Consider the following 16,878-nt stretch of genomic DNA (forward strand, 5'->3'; position numbering starts at 1 on the left):
TCATATTATAAAGATGGCTAATAATTCCTATTGAAGACGAATCTAAACTAATTTTAAATACTTGTTAGTCAAATGACAAAGCAAAAGGTGCGAAAAATATATTACATAAACAGATACGATTCGAATAAGCGAAAACAGGTTAGGGAAAATACGGGTTATGAGCAAATTATTAAATACTCGAAAGTATTCGTTAAGGTTACACCAAATAAACTTATAAGCAAATTGTTATTAAAGCTATTTCGCAAAAAAGTACCTGCAGATTATATCGGATTAACAATAGGAGAAGAACTGGTATTATTTTTTAAGGCCTTAATTACAGGAGAACCCGTTTTCTATTTATATGCAGATAAGGATGCATTTTTATTACCCTTATTAAAAAAGAAATTTAATTTAAAACGAATTAAACTTTACGGAACATTGCATTGGCCAAAAGAAATAAGTCATAACTTTTCTTTTTATAAATACAATTTAGCGTCAACTTTTAACGGTATAATTACGCTTTCGTCTTCCTTATCTAAATTGTCTTTTAACAATGTAGAAGTCATACCACATGGTATAAATAATGAGTATTGGTTTAATGATAATCATAGTGATTTTGATAATTATTATCTAATTATTGGTGTTAGTAACAGAGATCATAAGAAGCAAATAGATATAATAAACAAAATTATAGATATAGATCCTTTAGCAAGGTTCAAAGTGGTAATAAGTCATAAAACAATTAGGGAAGCATACAGAGAATTACCTCATACAGAAATTTTTGAAACAAGAATCGGAGATAAGGATTTGAAATATTTATATTTAAGGGCTAAAGCAGTAATTCTATTTCAAAATTATTGCTTAGCTTCAAATGTTGTTTTAGAGTCTTTAGCAATGGGTGTTCCTGTTTTAACTAATAATGTTGGTGATATAAGTGAGTATTTAGGAACAGAATATCCGTTATATATTGATAATGAAAGTGATTCTAATAAATTAAATATGATAACTTCATCGGGTAGTTTTAGATCTAAAACTGTTAATCATTTACTTTCACGAAGAAATCAATTTGGTTGGTCTAATATTGCAGCAAAAACCGAAGCATTTATAGTACAGTAGTCACTATTAAAGAGAATATAATACTAAATAATCAACATAAATAAGAAAATCATAATCATTGTGAGTGATAAGTTAACAGATAAGAAGTATTGGGAAAATTACTATAAAGGTGGACGTAGAGAAAAAAAACATATTGTGAATGTTTGCTCTTATTATGACGAGTTTTGGGACATGTTATTTGCGCATGATGGCGATTCGCAAAAAACTTTGATTGAGATTGGAGGTTATCCAGGAAGGTATCTTGCTTATTTAGCAAATAAGTACAATGTGATTCCTACATGCTTAGATTTTAACTCTGATGATTTACAGGTTAAAAAGTCATTTGAAATTATGGACGTTCAAAAGTATTCAATTCTTGAAGAAGACTTTACAACTTTTAAAACGCCAACGACATATGATTATGTTATTTCAAATGGTTTTATAGAGCATTTTAAAGATTTTGATGCTATAATGGATAAGCACATGCAATATCTGTCTGAAAAAGGGAAATTGCTTATTATGATACCTAATATGAAAGGCTATATAAAATTTTATAAATACCTTGTCGATTGGGATAATTTAAAAATGCACAACTTAAAATGTATGAATTTAAAGGTGTTTGAAGAATTCTCAGCTAGAAACAATTTAAAAGTGAATCACTTAAATTATTATGGAGGATTTCCCGTTGGAGTACATCAAAAATTAAATTTTATTCAGAAACTCATCTTTAATGTACATCGTTTATTTTTTAAAAAAATAGGAAACCCTTACCTTATGAAAAACCCTTCTCGCTTTTTCTCTAGTTCAATAATCGCAGTTTTTGAAAAAGAATAAATATGTGTGGTTTTTTAGGAGAGTTTTGTTACAAAAAGGAAAAACAGTTAACACCATCAACTGCTTTTAGTCAACTTTTAGAACTATCAAAGCATCGTGGACCTGACGCATCAGGTGTTACAAAAGGAGAAAACTATCAACTGGGATTTAATCGCTTAGCAATTTTAGACCTTTCAGCTCTTGGAAATCAACCAAAACAAAGTCCTTCTGGAAGATATCAGGTTGTCTTTAATGGTGAAATTTATAATTATAAACATCTAGCAGAATTACACCATTTTCAGAACCTAAAATCATCTTCAGATACAGAAGTGCTTATACACTTATTAGATGAGATTGGTGTTGAAGCAACCATAAAAAGTTTAAATGGTATGTTTGCCATTGCCATTGTAGACATTAATGAAAACCAATTACATCTTACTCGGGATTTTGCAGGAATCAAACCCTTATTTTATGGCACAGCTGCTAAAGGGACTGTGTTTGCTTCACAATTTGATCAGGTATTTAAACATTCGTGGTTTAAAGATACTTTAAAATTACGTCCGGAAATAATGAAAGAGTATTTTGGGTTTGGTTACATGCAAGCACCAAATACGGTTTATAAACAAATTTTTCAAGTGCAGCCAGGAGCATTAGTAACTTGGGACAACAATGGAGAGTTTACTAAAAAGCAGCTTGTAGAATTTAAAAAAAATCCGAAAAATCAAGTCAAAGAGAATGAGCAAACGTCAAATGAGTATAACAAATTATTAGATGTTATTTTAAAACGACAGCTTGTAAGTGATGTGCCTATTGCTAGTTTTTTGAGTGGAGGTATTGATAGTCCGTTAATAGCCGCACATGCAAAAAATAACAAAATTGATATTGAAGCGTTTACTTTAGAAGTTGCAGATGAAAAAATAAATGAAAGTGAAATAGCGAAAGAGTATGCTAGTGCATTATCCATACATCAAAAAATCATTAAGGCTGAAGCTTCAGACGTTTTAAACTGTATGGATGATTATTTTGATAAGTGTTCAGAGCCCTTTGGAGATTATTCCTCATTACCAACGTATTTGCTTTCTATGCATGCCACTAAGCGTCACAAAGTTATGCTTTCTGGAGATGGAGGAGATGAATTATTTTATGGCTATCCCAGATTTAAGCATGTTTTAGATAATATGTATTGGTTTAAAGTTCCGTTTAAAATAAGAAAGCCAATAGTTCGGTTTTTCAATAAATATAACATAAACAGTACGCCAGCTCCTTATTATTACAAAACGCTTTCTGAATGGCTTATAGCTAAACATTTACAAATTTTCCCTCATATTTTAGATAAAATGTTCCCTAAAGTTACTTTTTCTAAGTCATTTATTGAACTTTATGATTTAGAAGGAATAAACTCTAAAAAACGACTAATGGAAGCTTTAAAACATAATGAGTTTTATGCGCATTTACAACGAGTACTTGTTAAAGTTGATCGTGCTAGCATGGCAAACAGTCTTGAAGTGCGCGTACCATTTTTAGATAAAGAAAGTGTTGATTTTTCATGGAGGTTAGACTCTAAATTTTTAAAACATAAAATCTTAAAGAAAACTTTGAAAGATTCATTACAAGAATTTATTCCAGAAAGACTTTTAAATAAAAAGAAGATGGGATTTTCGGTACCTTTAGATGGTTGGTTGCGTAATGAATTAAAAAAAGATGTCATGTATCATGTTTTTGAAATTCCGTTTTATGGTGCAGAATATTTAAATTTAGAAAGAATACAAACCGCTGTAACAGATTTTTATAATTATAAAGGTGTAAGTGCTTGGGGAATATGGCATATATATGCTTGGCAAAAATGGGCAGTAAAACATGTAACATCACACAACTAAATGAGTGTTAATTATTTTTAAATAGAAACTCATACTTTATATGACAACCTTGACAACATCTATAATACCAGACAAACAAACCTTTGTTAAATTAAACAAGACACATACATTAAACCATAAAGCAATTTGTGTGTTTGTTGCTACAGGGTTTTTTCTGGATCAGGATTCGTACTGGGAAGACGAAATATGCTTGCAGCCAGCTTCAAAACACGAGATAGATGATAATGGTTTCTTTTTAAACAGTAAACCTTGGTTTGAATGGCATTATAGTCCGAGAGATTTAACATTTGATCAAGTACTAGAAGAATATGTTACGTTATTAACAGACATTATTCATGAACAAGTAAAAGATAATCCTGTGGTGTTACCTCTTTCTGGTGGATTAGACAGTAGAAGCCAAGCCTTAGTACTATCTAAAATGAATAATCCAGTTTCAGCTTATAGTTATTCCTTTCAAAATGGCTATCCTGAACATAAAATAAGTAAAAATATTGCAGAAATTTGTGGGTTTAATTTTCAAGAATTTTTCATCTCAAAAGGTTATTTGTGGGACGTCATTGAAGATTTAGGAACCATAAATAAATGTTATTCAGAATTTACTCATGCCAGACAAATGGCTGTTTTTAAACAGTTGTCTAACATGCAAGGTGTAATGTCATTGGGACATTGGGGAGATGTGTTATTCGATAAAGGAGCTCCTGATACTATTACAGAAAATTCCATTGTGTCTTTTTTGCTAAAAAAAATGGTAAAAGCGAAGGGCGTTGAACTTGCTGAAAAATTATGGAAAACATGGGGACTTGAAGGTGATTTTAATGAATATTTGGTAACTCGTGTAGAAGACGCAGTTTCAAAAATAAAAATAGATAATATAAGTGCTAAAGTACGAGCTTTTAAAACTTCGCAATGGGCACATAGATGGACGACTACAAATTTAAGCGTGTTTGAGGCTGCCAAACCCATTACATTACCTTATTATGATAACCGTATGTGTAAGTTTATATGTACTGTTCCTGAAAAATATTTGGCAGATAGACAATTGCAAATAGCTCACATTAAGCAACATAAAGCCTTGGCAAGAGTCACCTGGCATGCCAATAAGCCATTTAATTTATTGAATTATAATTACAATAAATCACCTTATAATCTGCCCTCTAGAGTTGCTAATAAAGTTTCGAGAGAAATTTCCAGTATAATGGGGAAACCATTGATACAGCGTAACTGGGAATTACAATTTTTAGGAAAAGAGAATGACAATCAATTGCGAACATTTTTATTTTCTGATAGCTTTGCATCTTTTGTTCCTGAGGAAGTTACGTCATATTTTTATAGTCAGTTTAAAAATGATAATCCTATTGTTTATGCACATCCTTTAAGTATGTTACTAACTTTAGCCTTGTTTCAAAAACAAAATAACCTGTAAAGTATGTGTGGTATATACGGAGAGTTTTTTAAAAAATCCAAATTGTCACCTAAATCGGCATTTTTAAAGCAGAATGACTTAAATAGTTCACGAGGTCCTGATATGTCTGGGTATTGGACAAACGATACCGATTGTCAGTTGGGTTTTAGAAGATTGTCTATTCTCGACTTGTCTGAAAGAGGCAATCAGCCCATGTTGTCTTATGATGAAAAACATGTTATTGTATTTAATGGCGAGATTTATAATTTTCAAGAACTAAAAACTGATTTATTAAAGAAAAATATTCCTTTTCATACAGAAACAGATTCAGAAGTTTTAGTAAATACAATAGCTTATTACGGTTTAACAGATACCTTAAACAAACTGGATGGTATGTACGCTTTTGCGGTTTACGATATTACAAAAAAGCAAGTAGATTTAGTAAGAGATTTTGCAGGTATAAAGCCTTTGTTTTATAGTTTTGATGATGGAGACCTAGTTTTTGGGAGTCGTTATGATCAAGTGAGTAAGCACGATTTAAACAAAAATAATGGAATTGATAATGCTGTTTTGCGCTTGTATTTAAAACGACATTACATGCCAGCTCCTTACGGAATTATAAATAAAACATTTCAGCTTCGACCAGGAGAAATAGTAAGTTTTTTGTCAGATGGTTCTGTGCATAAACGTTTGTATTGGGAACTCCCAGATTTGAATGATACAACTTTAATAACAAGTGAAAATACTGCTATCAATCACATAGAAAAAGAATTAACAGCTTCGGTACATGCGCAAATGGTTTCCGATGTACAATTAGGTACCTTTCTGTCTGGAGGTATAGATTCTCCTTTGATAACGTATTTAGCTAAACAAAAGGATGAAGATATACAATCTTATTCCATAGGTAGTGATAGCAGTAAACATGATGAATCGGAGATTGCCACAGCTTATGCAAAAAAAATTGGTTGTAAGTTTCGACTTGATAAAATGAATGCTACATCTGCTATGGATGTTTTAGAAGATAGCATGGAACATTTAAAAGAGCCTTTTGCCGACTTTTCTTTAATTCCTACCTATTTGCTATGTCATAATGCAAAAAAAATGGGAACAGTGATGTTGTCTGGTGATGGAGGTGATGAGCTGTTTTTTGGTTATCAAAGATTTGAATCCGTTTCTAAAAACAAAAAATGGTTTAAACTGCCTAAATCTTTACGTTATCTGGCTTATGGGCTTGATAAGATTTTGTTTCATAAAAAGCATATTAATGAGGTACTGTTACAAGAAGATTTAGCTCAGGCGCATCAAGGTTTACATTCTAGATTTAGTGATGAACACTTAAATGCTTTGTTTCCAAATTTAAAATCTATTCCAAATATAAATTTACCATATTATAATTATAAAAATGAGTTATCTGATAAAGAATTATTACATGCTATGCGTAAAGCAGAGTATTACGATATGATGCAAAAAACACTTATTAAAGTAGACAGGATGAGTATGGCAAATGCCATGGAAGTTCGAGTACCTTTTTTAAAAAAGTCTATGATTGAAGCAGCATTAAAAATTGATCCTGAACTAGCTTTTAAAAATAATGAAAAGAAATTAGTATTAAAGCGCTTATTAGGTAAGTTAATACCAGGAACACCTATAAGTCATGTTAAAAAAGGATTTTCTATTCCATTAACTGCCTGGCTTAGAAAAGACCTTAAAGAACCCGTTAAACAGTGCTTGTTTGATAAAAATTTTATCGATACCTTTCAGCTTTCAGAAACAGAATTAAATCGTATCTGGAATATGCATCAAACTGGAAAAAGAGACTGTAAGTGGGAGTTGTTTACCCTGTATTCCTTAGCAAAATGGCATCAACAACAAATCGAATAAAAATACTATATACCATACCTAATTTTGATACAGCTGGAAGTGGTAAAGCACTGTTACATGTTGCAAAACGATTAAACCCTGAGCAATTTGAAGTTCATATTGCTTGTTTTCACAATAGAGGTTCTTTTTTCAAAGTAGTTGAAAATAGCGGTATTCCCGTACATATATTGCAATATACAACTACAATGAAACCTTATTACAGAGGATTATTAAATTGTTATGCAATAAGTAGAATGCTTAAAAAAATTCAGCCAGATATCATTCATAGTTTTCATTATGCAGCAGATTATTCTGAAGCATTATCAGCTAAAATGGCAGGAATAAAGTGGATATATACAAAAAAAAATATGAGTTGGGGAGGTTCTTCTAAGAATTCATGGAATTTAAGAACACGCTTGGCTGATGCGATATCAGTTCAAAATACAGACATGATGCGTCAGTTTTTCAATCATAGTAAAAAAGCAACTTTAATTCCGAGAGGTGTAGATACCACAATATTCAAACCTTTACCCGCAAATGAGCTTATTAGAAAACAATGGAATATTTTACCTGAAGACAGAGTGTTCATGTGTGTTGCCAATATGGTTCCTGTGAAAGGAATAGAAATTCTTTTAAAGGCTTTTGCAAAAACCGTTACGAAACATCCTAATTGGAAATTGCTACTCGTTGGAGATTATAACAATGACTACGGAAAGAAAATGGTAGAACTCCAAAAACAATTAAACTTAAATAAAGAAGTTATATTCTGCGGAAAACAAGAACATATTGTAGATTATTTAAGTATAGCAGAAATGGTAGTATTGCCAACTCTAAATGAAGGTAGAAAAGAAGGGTCACCTGTGTCGCTTTTAGAAGCTATGGCAGCAGGTAAAAATGTATTAGCTTCAAATGTTTCAGGTATTAATGATCAACTCGCTCATTTTAAAAAACATTTAGTAGAAGCAGGAAACACAGACGTTTGGGCATCTGCTTTAAATGCTAATTTTGATCTGTCAAAAGCACAACACAGTAGTATTGGAGAAGAATTTAGAACACATGTATTAAAAAATTACCCAATAGAATTAGAGGTTAAACGTTGTGAACAACTATATTTAAAATTATATGAATCCTGAATCTATTGAGGTAAGTGTCGTTATTCCCATTTATAATGGTGAAAAAACCCTTAAAGTAACTTTAGAAAGTTTAGCAAAACAAACTTTCCAAAACTTTGAGGTCATTGCTTGTATCGACGGAACTTTTGATGGATCTGAAGCACTTATAAATGCTTTTGAAAGTAAGTTTAAACAACTAACGCTTCTTAAAAACCCAATAAATAGAGGTTTAGGTCCTACGATGAACCGGTTAGTGTTTGCATCTCAAGGAGATTTTATAGCTATTGCCGAGCAAGATGATTATTACTATCCAAATCGATTACAAACTCAAGTAGAAATTTTGAAATCACGAATAGATGTTGGTATGGTTTCAGGAATAGCAGAGTTTTACGATGGCGAAAATATAACCAAGTTTCCAGGTCTTTTAATTAATGGAGAGCAATATCCTGAAGGTGAAGATATGTTTTTATTAAACTACAGAAAACAAATTAAAGTTGTAAATAGTTGTTTGATGTTTAGAAAACAGGTTCATGTAAGTAACGGCTTATATTTTTCGCAGCATTATCCTAGTGTAAGTGTGGACTGGTCTTATATTTTAAGATTTTCTCTGGTGTCTAAAATATATGGTATGCATGAAGTTCTGGTGAGAATCGATAGAACAGCTAATCGAAATTCAGTAACTTCAAACAAAAAGAAACAGTTTAATGCGGCTAATGAATTGATTAGATCTTTTTATTATGAATTTCCAAATATTGTTAAAAAGGAAGATTACTTTTACGCCAAGCAAACACAAAAACTATTAGAACTATCTAATTCTTATGGTATTGTTTTTTATGTGAAAGCGATTATGATGTCTCTTTGGTATTGGAATGATAAGAGGTTTATAAAGAAGCTTTTTTATCGCTTACGTAAAAAGATAAAAAAATGAAAACCAACCTTTTTATAGCAGGAGCTTGTAAGTCAGGAACAACGTACCTACATGATTTTTTATCCCAACAAGAAGACATTTTTGGTTCAAATCCCAAAGAGCCCTATTTTTTTGAATTACCTCAAGAATTAAGAGATGAAGCCTCTTATCAGTCTAAATATTTTAAAGGTTACAACAATCAAAAATACCAGTTAGACTCCAGACATCGAACCATGTTTTTTTCATGGATCCCTAAAGCTTTATATGATTACAACTCTGATGCAAAATTGATCTTCATTTTAAGAAATCCCATAGATAGAGCTTATTCTCATTGGTGGATGTGGTATTCTCGAGGTGTTATTAAAACCTCATTTACCAAGTCTATTAATAACGAATTGAAATCCATTAAAAAAGAAGGAAGTTTTATGGATATATCCTCTGAAGCATATTATGCATTCGTTCAAAAAAAATCGTACCAAAGTCGCATGGCTTATGCAGATGCTCATACCATTTTAGAATCAGGTTATTATTATGAACAAATAAAGAGATTTGCAAAGTATTTTGATTCAAAAAATATATTGATTTTAGATTTCAAACAATTATCAAATAAAGTAGAACTGGGTATTGTTTTAAGTAGATTTTTAAATGTGAAAATATCTAATTTTGAAAGTGATATTAAAAAAAATAAGGCTAAGAACTATAAAAAGAAAAGTTCTTTTCTTTCAGCATATATTCCAAAATTCATCAAATTAAAATTAAAAGAAATATTTTTACGAAAACCTGACATAACTAGGAAAGAATATACAATGTTGAAACATCATTACGAGGCACACAATGAAAAGCTGATTAATGCATTTAAATTAAACTTTGTAAAACAATGGCAAGAGAATGAGTAATATGTTAAGCATTCTAGTAACTCACTACAACAGACCTGAAGCATTAGCCATTTGTATTTCAGCTATTCAAAGCTTAAAGTTTCCTCTGCCTGTAGAATTGGTGGTAAGTGATGATTGCAGTACTCCAGACAATTTAAAACAACTTCAAAAGTTGCCAATAAATACATTAGTTACTGCTCCAGTAAATCAAGGTTTAGCTTCAAATTTAAATAAAGGAATTAAAGCCTGTCAAGGAGATTACATTTTGTATGTTCAAGAAGACTTTATCATCAGGCCAGAGTTTTTAAATCTGTTACCTGAGAGTATAGAATTGTTAAATTCTGGAGCATTAGATATGATAAGATTTCGTGCTAATTATGTGTTTAATCATTTAATTCCAATAACGACACATATCTTTGAAATCCCGAAGTTTTCATTTAAAAACTTTAACATCAATACCTTTCAATACAGTGATAATCCCTTTTTGACAACTCCAGCTTTTTTTGAAAAACATAATTATTATTTAGAAAATACCAGTGGTCCTTATGGAGAAACTGAGTTTGCAATTAGAGTTTTAAAAAGCACCTCTAAAATTGGTATTGCAGATAGGAATTATTTTGATGCCAATAATGATTCTTCTTCAGTTATGGTCACAAAACCTGTTAAGCAAAAGCTTGGTTTAAAACGAAAATTTTGGAGATTTGCGAGAGCTTTGCGTCAACATCTAGAATGGATCTTATATCAACCTAACAATAGGAAGCTATGCACTTATAAAAACACTTATAAAAATAAGAGAAAGTCTTAATTGTAAATGTTAAGTGTTTTGCTATTTAGAGACACTTTTCGAAATAAAAATACTATTTTTACCTTCAATTAAAGCTAGAACTCCATTTATACTTACTTATGGGCTTACGCCAACAATTACGCGGAATTACTTTTTTGAGAATAGCTTATCGAAAGCTTCGTAATAGCATCCTGATAATCGGTGATAAAGTAGTAAAATATTATTACAAGCTTTTGAATATTCCTTTTATAGAATCGCATTATGCTCGAGTTCATAATTTCGGAGATCTTTTTAGTTCTGATTTATTGAATTTTTTAGGCTATAAATTAGTGTATGTCGATGATTACAAAAAAAGTAGTATGTCTTTAACGGGATCTATTTTGCAAATGTATCATCAAGATTTTTCAGGATTTGTCATGGGTAGTGGGTTTATTCATGAGCGCTTTAATCGATCTGGTAGTAATTGGAAAGTTAAAATCATTAGAGGTCCGTTAAGTAAAGCGCAATGTGGTTATACAGAAAAATGTCTTTTTGGTGATCCAGGGATTTTAGCATCTGTTGTTTTTCCTAAAAGAGTAAATAAAAAATACAGGTTAGGAATTTTACCTCATTGTGTAGATTATGAAGATGTTAAAAAGCTTAACTTCGAAGGGCAAGTGAAAATTATTAGCGCAAGACAATCTGCTAAGGATGTTGCACTAGAGATTCAAGAATGTGACTACATAGCATCTTCATCTTTACACGGACTTATATTTGCAGATTCGTATGGCATCCCAAACATACATATACGCTTTGGTGATAAGTTGATAGGAGGAAATCATAAGTTTAAAGATTATTATTTAGGTATGGATTCAAATCACGAGTTTATAAGTTATAGTAATCAATCAGTAAACGATATCGTTGCTCAATGTAAATTGAGGTTTAATGCGTCATATGTTCAAAAAAAACAAAATGAAATGTTGAGTGTGTATAAAAATGTGCTATCTAAACTTTAATTTTGCATACTTGTCATACGCTTACTTTAAGCAACATTAGTTAATATTTATTACACCATTGAAAACAAAAACCAAAATAGCTGTTTACTCAGGGAGCATCCCAAGTACTACATTTATTGAGCGGCTTATTTTAGGTTTGTCAACCAAAGGATATCAAATTTATCTTTTTGGGTTTCGTAAACATAATGTAAAATATAACGCATTTGTAAAAGTAGTCTCATACAAAAACACTAAGTTTTATAAGAGTTTACATCTTTTAAAATACAGTTTGCTTTTAGTCTTATTCAAACCAAAGGAGAAGCAAAAATTAGATGCTATACTAAGATCAAAATCTCAAAATGCCTTATTAGATAAAACGAAATGCTATCCTGTTTTGTGGTATAAGCCAGATATTTTTCACATTCAATGGGCAAAAAATCTTGAGTATTGGTCGTGGGTCCAAGAGTTTAATATCAAACTAATATTGAGTTTGAGAGGTGCTCATATTAATTATTCACCAATAGCAGATAGAGGTCTTGCAAATTTATATCGTAACTATTTTCCTAAAGTTGATGGCTTTCATGCAGTTTCAAAAGCTATTGCATATGAGGCTGAAAAATATAAAGCTCAACCTGAGAAAATAAAAGTCGTTTACAGTGGATTAAATTTAAAAACCTTTGATTTTTCTTCTAAAAGAAACGAATCAAATTTTAATATTGTTTCTATCGGAAGACCACATTGGAAAAAAGGCTATAACTATGCGTTAGACGCTTGTAGCATACTTAAAAAAAGTAATATACCTTTTACCTATACAATTGTAGGAGCCAAAGGATATTTAGAACTCTTATATCAAATAAAAGACCTTGGCTTAGAAAAAGATGTGATTTTATTAGGTTCACAATCACTCGACGAAGTCAAAAGAATATTAAAAGAAGCAAGCGTGTTTTTATTACCTAGTGTTGAAGAAGGTATTGCTAATGTGGTATTAGAAGCAATGGCTTCAGGAACTTTAGTGCTAACGACCAATTGTGGTGGTATGGAAGAAGTTGTGGAAAATAAAATAAATGGTTTTGTATGTTCTATCCGTAACCCAAATTCTATTGCTGAACAAATTAAGAGCATTATAAATCTGCCAGAGGAACATAAAAACCAGATACTAAATCGTGCAAAAGAAACCATTACAAAGCAACATACTGAAGAACAAATGATAAACGGAATGCTTGAAATGTATAGTGACACATTAAAAGGCGATATGAGATGAGAAAAAAGCGTTTAGGGTTAGTATTGTCTGATGTGCCTGGTTATTCGGAAACTTTTTTCAGGAATAAAATTAAAGGATTGCAAGAAAGTGGTTTTGAAGTCATACTATTTGTAGATCAAAATCAAACTAAAAATATTGAATTTCCTTGTGAGATTGTTACTGGACCTAACTTTAACAGAGGGTTAATCCTAAAATTAAAACAAACAATACACTCTTTTTTAAAAGCAGTTTTTATAAATTCCAAGGCGAGCTATTCATTATACAAATTGGATCAAAAAGACGGAGTGCCTTTGAAAAAACGAATTAAACATCTGCTTCTAAATCAGTTTTTGCTTTCAAATAAACTAGATTGGTTACATTATGGCTTTGGTATGTTAGCTGTAAATAGAGAAAATATAGCTCAGGCAATAGGTGCCAAAATGGCTGTAAGTTTTAGAGGTTTTGATTTGTACTTGTCTCCATTAAAGCATAAAGCGTGTTATGAACTTTTATTCACAAAAAAAGTATATTATCATGTGTTGTCTAATCAAATGAAAAACATGCTTAATCAAAAAGGGATAACTAATTCTAAGATAAAAGTTATTACTCCAGCTATAGATGTAAGTTTTTTCCAGCCTAAAGAAAACACACCCATTAATCAAAGAGTTGAAATACTGACAATTGCCAGATTACATTGGGTAAAGGGATTAGAATATACCTTAGAAGCGCTGTCTTTGCTAAAAAAAGAAGGTTTAGATTTTAAATACACCATTATAGGCGAAGGAGAAGAATATGAAAGGTTGATTTTTGCAGCACATCAATTAGCGATTAAAGATCAGGTTGTTTTTAAAGGAAAAACTTCACCAGAAAACGTCAAAAAAGAGTTACAACAAGCAGATATTTACATTCAATATAGTATTCAGGAAGGATTTGGAAATGCTGTTTTAGAAGCTCAAGCCTCAGGATTGCTATGTGTAGTATCTGATGCTGGTGGACTTAGGGAAAATGTATTAGATACTAAAACAGGATGGGTTGTTCCAAAAAGAAACCCTAGAGCTTTAGCCAATACGATTCAAAAAGTAATAGATATGACTTTCATCGACCAGCAAAAGATTCAAGAAAATGCCATAAACAGGATTGAAAAGGAATTTCACTTAAAACAGCAACAGCAAAGCTTTGTTAAGTTCTACTCAGAAGATTAAAAAAAAGCTATAAAAATCAATATATTTACAGCCCAACACTGCCTCAAATATGAATATATACATTCCTGATATAGATTTTAATACTGTAGAAAAAAGGCATTTGTTCATTGCTACACGACCATTTTTTTTAGGATCAGCTTGGGGAAATGATACAGATCTTAAAAAAAGTTGGGGTATAAATACAACTTACAACTATACAAATAATATTTCTGATGCTCAGGTAATGTTTTTGCCAAAGCCTATCAATTATTATCAAAAAAAAGAACTACAACAAACCGATGAATTATGCAAACAACATAACTTATTATGTTATGGTTTTATCATTGGAGATTGTAGCACTATTTTTCCCTTTTTTGATCGTCTGATGTATTTTCGGGTTGGAGGTTTTAAAGGACAGCTGCCTAAAAACAATATTGGGTTACCAGTTGCTTTGTCAGATATTTACAACAGTCTTTACGAAGGAAAGGCTTTTGAAATAAGAGCTAAACAAAAATTACCAACTATTGGGTTTTGCGGACATGCTAATTTATCTGCTAAAAAGAAATGGAAAGATAAACTTGGTTTTGTAAAGAAAAACGTGCTGCGATTCATTAAAAATCCATTTAACGCAAGCTACGAACCTCTATTTTCCTCTGCGTACGAGCGATTTAAATTGCTTAAAACCTTAGAAAATTCTTCATTAATAAAAACTAATTTTATTTATAGAAATGAATACAGAGCAGGTGCAAATACAAAAAAAGTACGCAAGCAAACAAATAAAGAGTATTATGAAAATATTAGAGAGTCAGATTACATATTATGCGTTAGAGGAGCAGGAAATTTCTCTGTACGTTTATATGAAACCTTAATGATGGGTAGAATTCCAGTATTTGTAGATACTAATTGTCTGTTACCATTTGAAGAAGAATTAAACTGGAAAAAACATTTAGTTTGGGTTCCTTGGAAAAGACGACATGAAATTTCTAAAATCGTTTCTGATTTCCATAACAACTTAAATCATCAGGAATTTAATGAGCTACAACACTCTAACAGGTTACTTTGGGAAAATTCACTTTCAATTGTAGGCATTTTTGAGTACATAAGAAAAAAAACAATTACGAACTGATCTGTTGTTTATATACATATTCTTATAAATGTTTTACAGTTTAATATATTATGTGTTATTATTGCATAGTTAATAACCGTATTGTACAAGAACCTTTTATGACAAATTACGAATTCATGCGCTGGATAACTTTTCCTATCATGACAACTCATTTAGTTACAGTAAGGAATGATATTAAAAGACTTTTAAAAACGAATGCAAAAACTGAAAGGACAACCATTTTAGATGTTGGTGGTCGTAAATCGCCTTATACAATAAACCTTCCAGCAAATATAGTTTTACTGGATGTACCGCAAGAAAGTGGAGATAAACAAAAATTAAATTTAGGTTTTACCAATACACTTCTGACAGAGGTTAAAAAAAAACGCTCTAATATAACTAATATTATTATTGAAGACATGACGCAATCTACTCTGCCTGAAGCATCTTATGACGCTGTAGTTTGTGTTGAAGTTATTGAACATGTTCCAGAAGACGACTTGTTTATTCAAAATATAGCTAAAGTTATAAAAGAAGGAGGTTGGGCTTATTTTACAACACCTAATGGTGATTATATAAAAAACGAAGGTCCTAACAAGAACCCAGATCATATTAGACATTATAAAAGACAAGAATTACAAGATTTATTAGAAAAGTATTTTCAAAGGGTTGAAGTGCATTATGCTGTAAAAACAGGGAAATATCGTGTTTGGGGCTTGAGAAGCTTTAAACTGAAACAACCTTTGCTAATTTTACGAACTTTAATGGGGAATTTTATTAATAAAATTCAATCTAAAGGAGTTGAGAACTCACCAATTAAAACAGCGCATTTGGTGGCTGTAGTTTACAAATAAATGTCAATTGAAGCGTATTAATTTATGGTCAACCAAAAACAGTTAATTTTTATTTCAGGAACAGGAAGATCAGGAACACATCTTGTCGGAAGATCAATTTCAAGCCATCCAGAAATTACTGCTCGAATAGAAGAACCTTATACTTTTGGATTAATAACAAGAATAGCTACAACTCAAGATATAGCTTTTATATTAAAAACATTTTTATTTAAAATACTACTTAAATTTAGACTCGCTAAAGTTTTAAAAGAGTCTTCAAATCATGTGTTGGAGAAATCACACCCTTCGTTATGGTTAGTAGATTTTTTATCTAAAGGATTCAAGACCTCTAAATTTATTTTTGTTTATCGTGATCTCGAACCTACAGTTAGTAGTATGTTAGAGCATAAAGGCGTGAAAACCTGGTATAATAAGTTGCCTCAAAATAAAATTAATAGGTTTTTAGGTATCAATTCATCAAATGTTACAGAATTTGAAACCTATTCGCTAGAAGAAAAATGTGCTTTACGCTGGAAATCTCATTATGATGAGATTTTTCGTTTGCAAAAAAAATATCCACAACAGGTGTATGTGTTGAAATATGATGACTTTTTATCTCATCCTGATAAAATACTTGAAGATGTTTCTCTGTTTTTAAATATCTCTAATGCATTCACAATAGAAACGTTCAAAACAGAATCTCTGGATAAATGGAAAAGTAAATTAAACCTTGACCAGTTAAAAAGGATTAGAAAAATTGTAATGTAACTCATTTATATTGCTTCAAGTTATTAACTAATTATGATTAATATAAGTCATTAAAAATTAAAACTAAGATTAA

15 protein-coding genes are annotated in these 16,878 nt (G+C 30.9%); all 15 read left to right on the forward strand.

All coding sequences use genetic code 11. From position 1 onward, the window contains the following. Positions 1–72 precede the first annotated feature (72 nt). The 15 genes from ACRHNM_RS09105 (at position 73) to ACRHNM_RS09175 (ending at position 16,805) form a co-directional block, all read left to right on the forward strand. Positions 73–1,095: a hypothetical protein gene (locus ACRHNM_RS09105; protein ID WP_431135823.1), complete on the forward strand. Its 1,023-nt coding sequence runs from the start codon at positions 73–75 to the stop codon at positions 1,093–1,095. A gap of 60 nt (positions 1,096–1,155) precedes the next feature. Beyond that, positions 1,156–1,908 carry a class I SAM-dependent methyltransferase gene (locus tag ACRHNM_RS09110; RefSeq protein ID WP_431135824.1) on the forward strand — a complete coding sequence of 251 codons (753 nt, stop codon included), beginning with the start codon at positions 1,156–1,158 and terminating at the stop codon, positions 1,906–1,908. A gap of 2 nt (positions 1,909–1,910) precedes the next feature. Further along, positions 1,911–3,764: an asparagine synthase (glutamine-hydrolyzing) gene (asnB, locus tag ACRHNM_RS09115; protein WP_431135825.1), complete on the forward strand. Its 1,854-nt coding sequence runs from the start codon at positions 1,911–1,913 to the stop codon at positions 3,762–3,764. Between the two features lie 40 nt (positions 3,765–3,804). After that, positions 3,805–5,187: an asparagine synthase-related protein gene (locus ACRHNM_RS09120; protein WP_431135826.1), complete on the forward strand. Its 1,383-nt coding sequence runs from the start codon at positions 3,805–3,807 to the stop codon at positions 5,185–5,187. A 3-nt stretch (positions 5,188–5,190) separates the two neighbouring features. Next, on the forward strand, positions 5,191–7,047 hold the full coding sequence (asnB, locus tag ACRHNM_RS09125) for an asparagine synthase (glutamine-hydrolyzing) (RefSeq protein WP_431135827.1): 1,857 nt from the start codon (positions 5,191–5,193) through the stop codon (positions 7,045–7,047). Then, entirely contained in the window at positions 7,023–8,159 is a 1,137-nt protein-coding gene (locus tag ACRHNM_RS09130; RefSeq protein WP_431135829.1) for a glycosyltransferase, read from the forward strand. The genes asnB (ACRHNM_RS09125) and ACRHNM_RS09130 overlap by 25 nt, the downstream gene beginning before the upstream one ends. After that, the gene (locus ACRHNM_RS09135; protein WP_431135830.1) at positions 8,149–9,066 is read left to right on the forward strand and encodes a glycosyltransferase family 2 protein; all 918 of its coding nucleotides are present in this window, start codon (positions 8,149–8,151) and stop codon (positions 9,064–9,066) included. Before ACRHNM_RS09130 ends, ACRHNM_RS09135 begins: the two co-directional genes overlap by 11 nt. Further along, the gene (locus ACRHNM_RS09140; protein WP_431135832.1) at positions 9,063–9,941 is read left to right on the forward strand and encodes a sulfotransferase domain-containing protein; all 879 of its coding nucleotides are present in this window, start codon (positions 9,063–9,065) and stop codon (positions 9,939–9,941) included. The genes ACRHNM_RS09135 and ACRHNM_RS09140 overlap by 4 nt, the downstream gene beginning before the upstream one ends. Continuing rightward, complete coding sequence (locus ACRHNM_RS09145; RefSeq protein ID WP_431135833.1) at positions 9,934–10,725, forward strand: glycosyltransferase family 2 protein; 792 nt, start codon at positions 9,934–9,936, stop codon at positions 10,723–10,725. The genes ACRHNM_RS09140 and ACRHNM_RS09145 overlap by 8 nt, the downstream gene beginning before the upstream one ends. 212 nt (positions 10,726–10,937) lie before the next feature. Next, positions 10,938–11,699 (forward strand): polysaccharide pyruvyl transferase family protein, encoded by a 762-nt coding sequence (locus ACRHNM_RS09150; RefSeq protein WP_431135835.1) that lies wholly within the window; start codon positions 10,938–10,940, stop codon positions 11,697–11,699. 58 nt (positions 11,700–11,757) lie between these two features. Then, complete coding sequence (locus tag ACRHNM_RS09155) at positions 11,758–12,939, forward strand: glycosyltransferase family 4 protein (RefSeq protein WP_431135836.1); 1,182 nt, start codon at positions 11,758–11,760, stop codon at positions 12,937–12,939. Then, complete coding sequence (locus ACRHNM_RS09160; protein ID WP_431135837.1) at positions 12,936–14,120, forward strand: glycosyltransferase family 4 protein; 1,185 nt, start codon at positions 12,936–12,938, stop codon at positions 14,118–14,120. The genes ACRHNM_RS09155 and ACRHNM_RS09160 overlap by 4 nt, the downstream gene beginning before the upstream one ends. A 49-nt stretch (positions 14,121–14,169) precedes the next feature. Then, positions 14,170–15,225: an exostosin domain-containing protein gene (locus ACRHNM_RS09165; protein ID WP_431135838.1), complete on the forward strand. Its 1,056-nt coding sequence runs from the start codon at positions 14,170–14,172 to the stop codon at positions 15,223–15,225. A 140-nt stretch (positions 15,226–15,365) separates the two neighbouring features. After that, positions 15,366–16,058: a class I SAM-dependent methyltransferase gene (locus ACRHNM_RS09170; protein ID WP_431135840.1), complete on the forward strand. Its 693-nt coding sequence runs from the start codon at positions 15,366–15,368 to the stop codon at positions 16,056–16,058. Between the two features lie 24 nt (positions 16,059–16,082). Further along, on the forward strand, positions 16,083–16,805 hold the full coding sequence (locus ACRHNM_RS09175) for a sulfotransferase family protein (protein WP_431135842.1): 723 nt from the start codon (positions 16,083–16,085) through the stop codon (positions 16,803–16,805). Positions 16,806–16,878 lie beyond the last annotated feature (73 nt).

Origin of the sequence: Psychroserpens mesophilus, from assembly GCF_050617655.1 — a bacterium.
GTDB classification, from domain to species: Bacteria; Bacteroidota; Bacteroidia; order Flavobacteriales; family Flavobacteriaceae; genus Psychroserpens; species Psychroserpens mesophilus_A.

What these genes read in the sequence shown, in the direction of transcription:
- ACRHNM_RS09135 (WP_431135830.1), top strand. Translation starts at nt 8,149, where the DNA reads ATGAATCCTGAATCTATTGAGGTAAGTGTCGTTATTCCCATTTATAAT.
- ACRHNM_RS09120 (WP_431135826.1), top strand. Translation starts at nt 3,805, where the DNA reads ATGACAACCTTGACAACATCTATAATACCAGACAAACAAACCTTTGTT.
- ACRHNM_RS09105 (WP_431135823.1), top strand. Translation starts at nt 73, where the DNA reads ATGACAAAGCAAAAGGTGCGAAAAATATATTACATAAACAGATACGAT.
- asnB (WP_431135827.1), top strand. Translation starts at nt 5,191, where the DNA reads ATGTGTGGTATATACGGAGAGTTTTTTAAAAAATCCAAATTGTCACCT.
- ACRHNM_RS09145 (WP_431135833.1), top strand. Translation starts at nt 9,934, where the DNA reads ATGAGTAATATGTTAAGCATTCTAGTAACTCACTACAACAGACCTGAA.
- ACRHNM_RS09160 (WP_431135837.1), top strand. Translation starts at nt 12,936, where the DNA reads ATGAGAAAAAAGCGTTTAGGGTTAGTATTGTCTGATGTGCCTGGTTAT.
- ACRHNM_RS09170 (WP_431135840.1), top strand. Translation starts at nt 15,366, where the DNA reads ATGACAACTCATTTAGTTACAGTAAGGAATGATATTAAAAGACTTTTA.
- ACRHNM_RS09175 (WP_431135842.1), top strand. Translation starts at nt 16,083, where the DNA reads ATGGTCAACCAAAAACAGTTAATTTTTATTTCAGGAACAGGAAGATCA.
- asnB (WP_431135825.1), top strand. Translation starts at nt 1,911, where the DNA reads ATGTGTGGTTTTTTAGGAGAGTTTTGTTACAAAAAGGAAAAACAGTTA.
- ACRHNM_RS09165 (WP_431135838.1), top strand. Translation starts at nt 14,170, where the DNA reads ATGAATATATACATTCCTGATATAGATTTTAATACTGTAGAAAAAAGG.
- ACRHNM_RS09140 (WP_431135832.1), top strand. Translation starts at nt 9,063, where the DNA reads ATGAAAACCAACCTTTTTATAGCAGGAGCTTGTAAGTCAGGAACAACG.
- ACRHNM_RS09130 (WP_431135829.1), top strand. Translation starts at nt 7,023, where the DNA reads ATGGCATCAACAACAAATCGAATAAAAATACTATATACCATACCTAAT.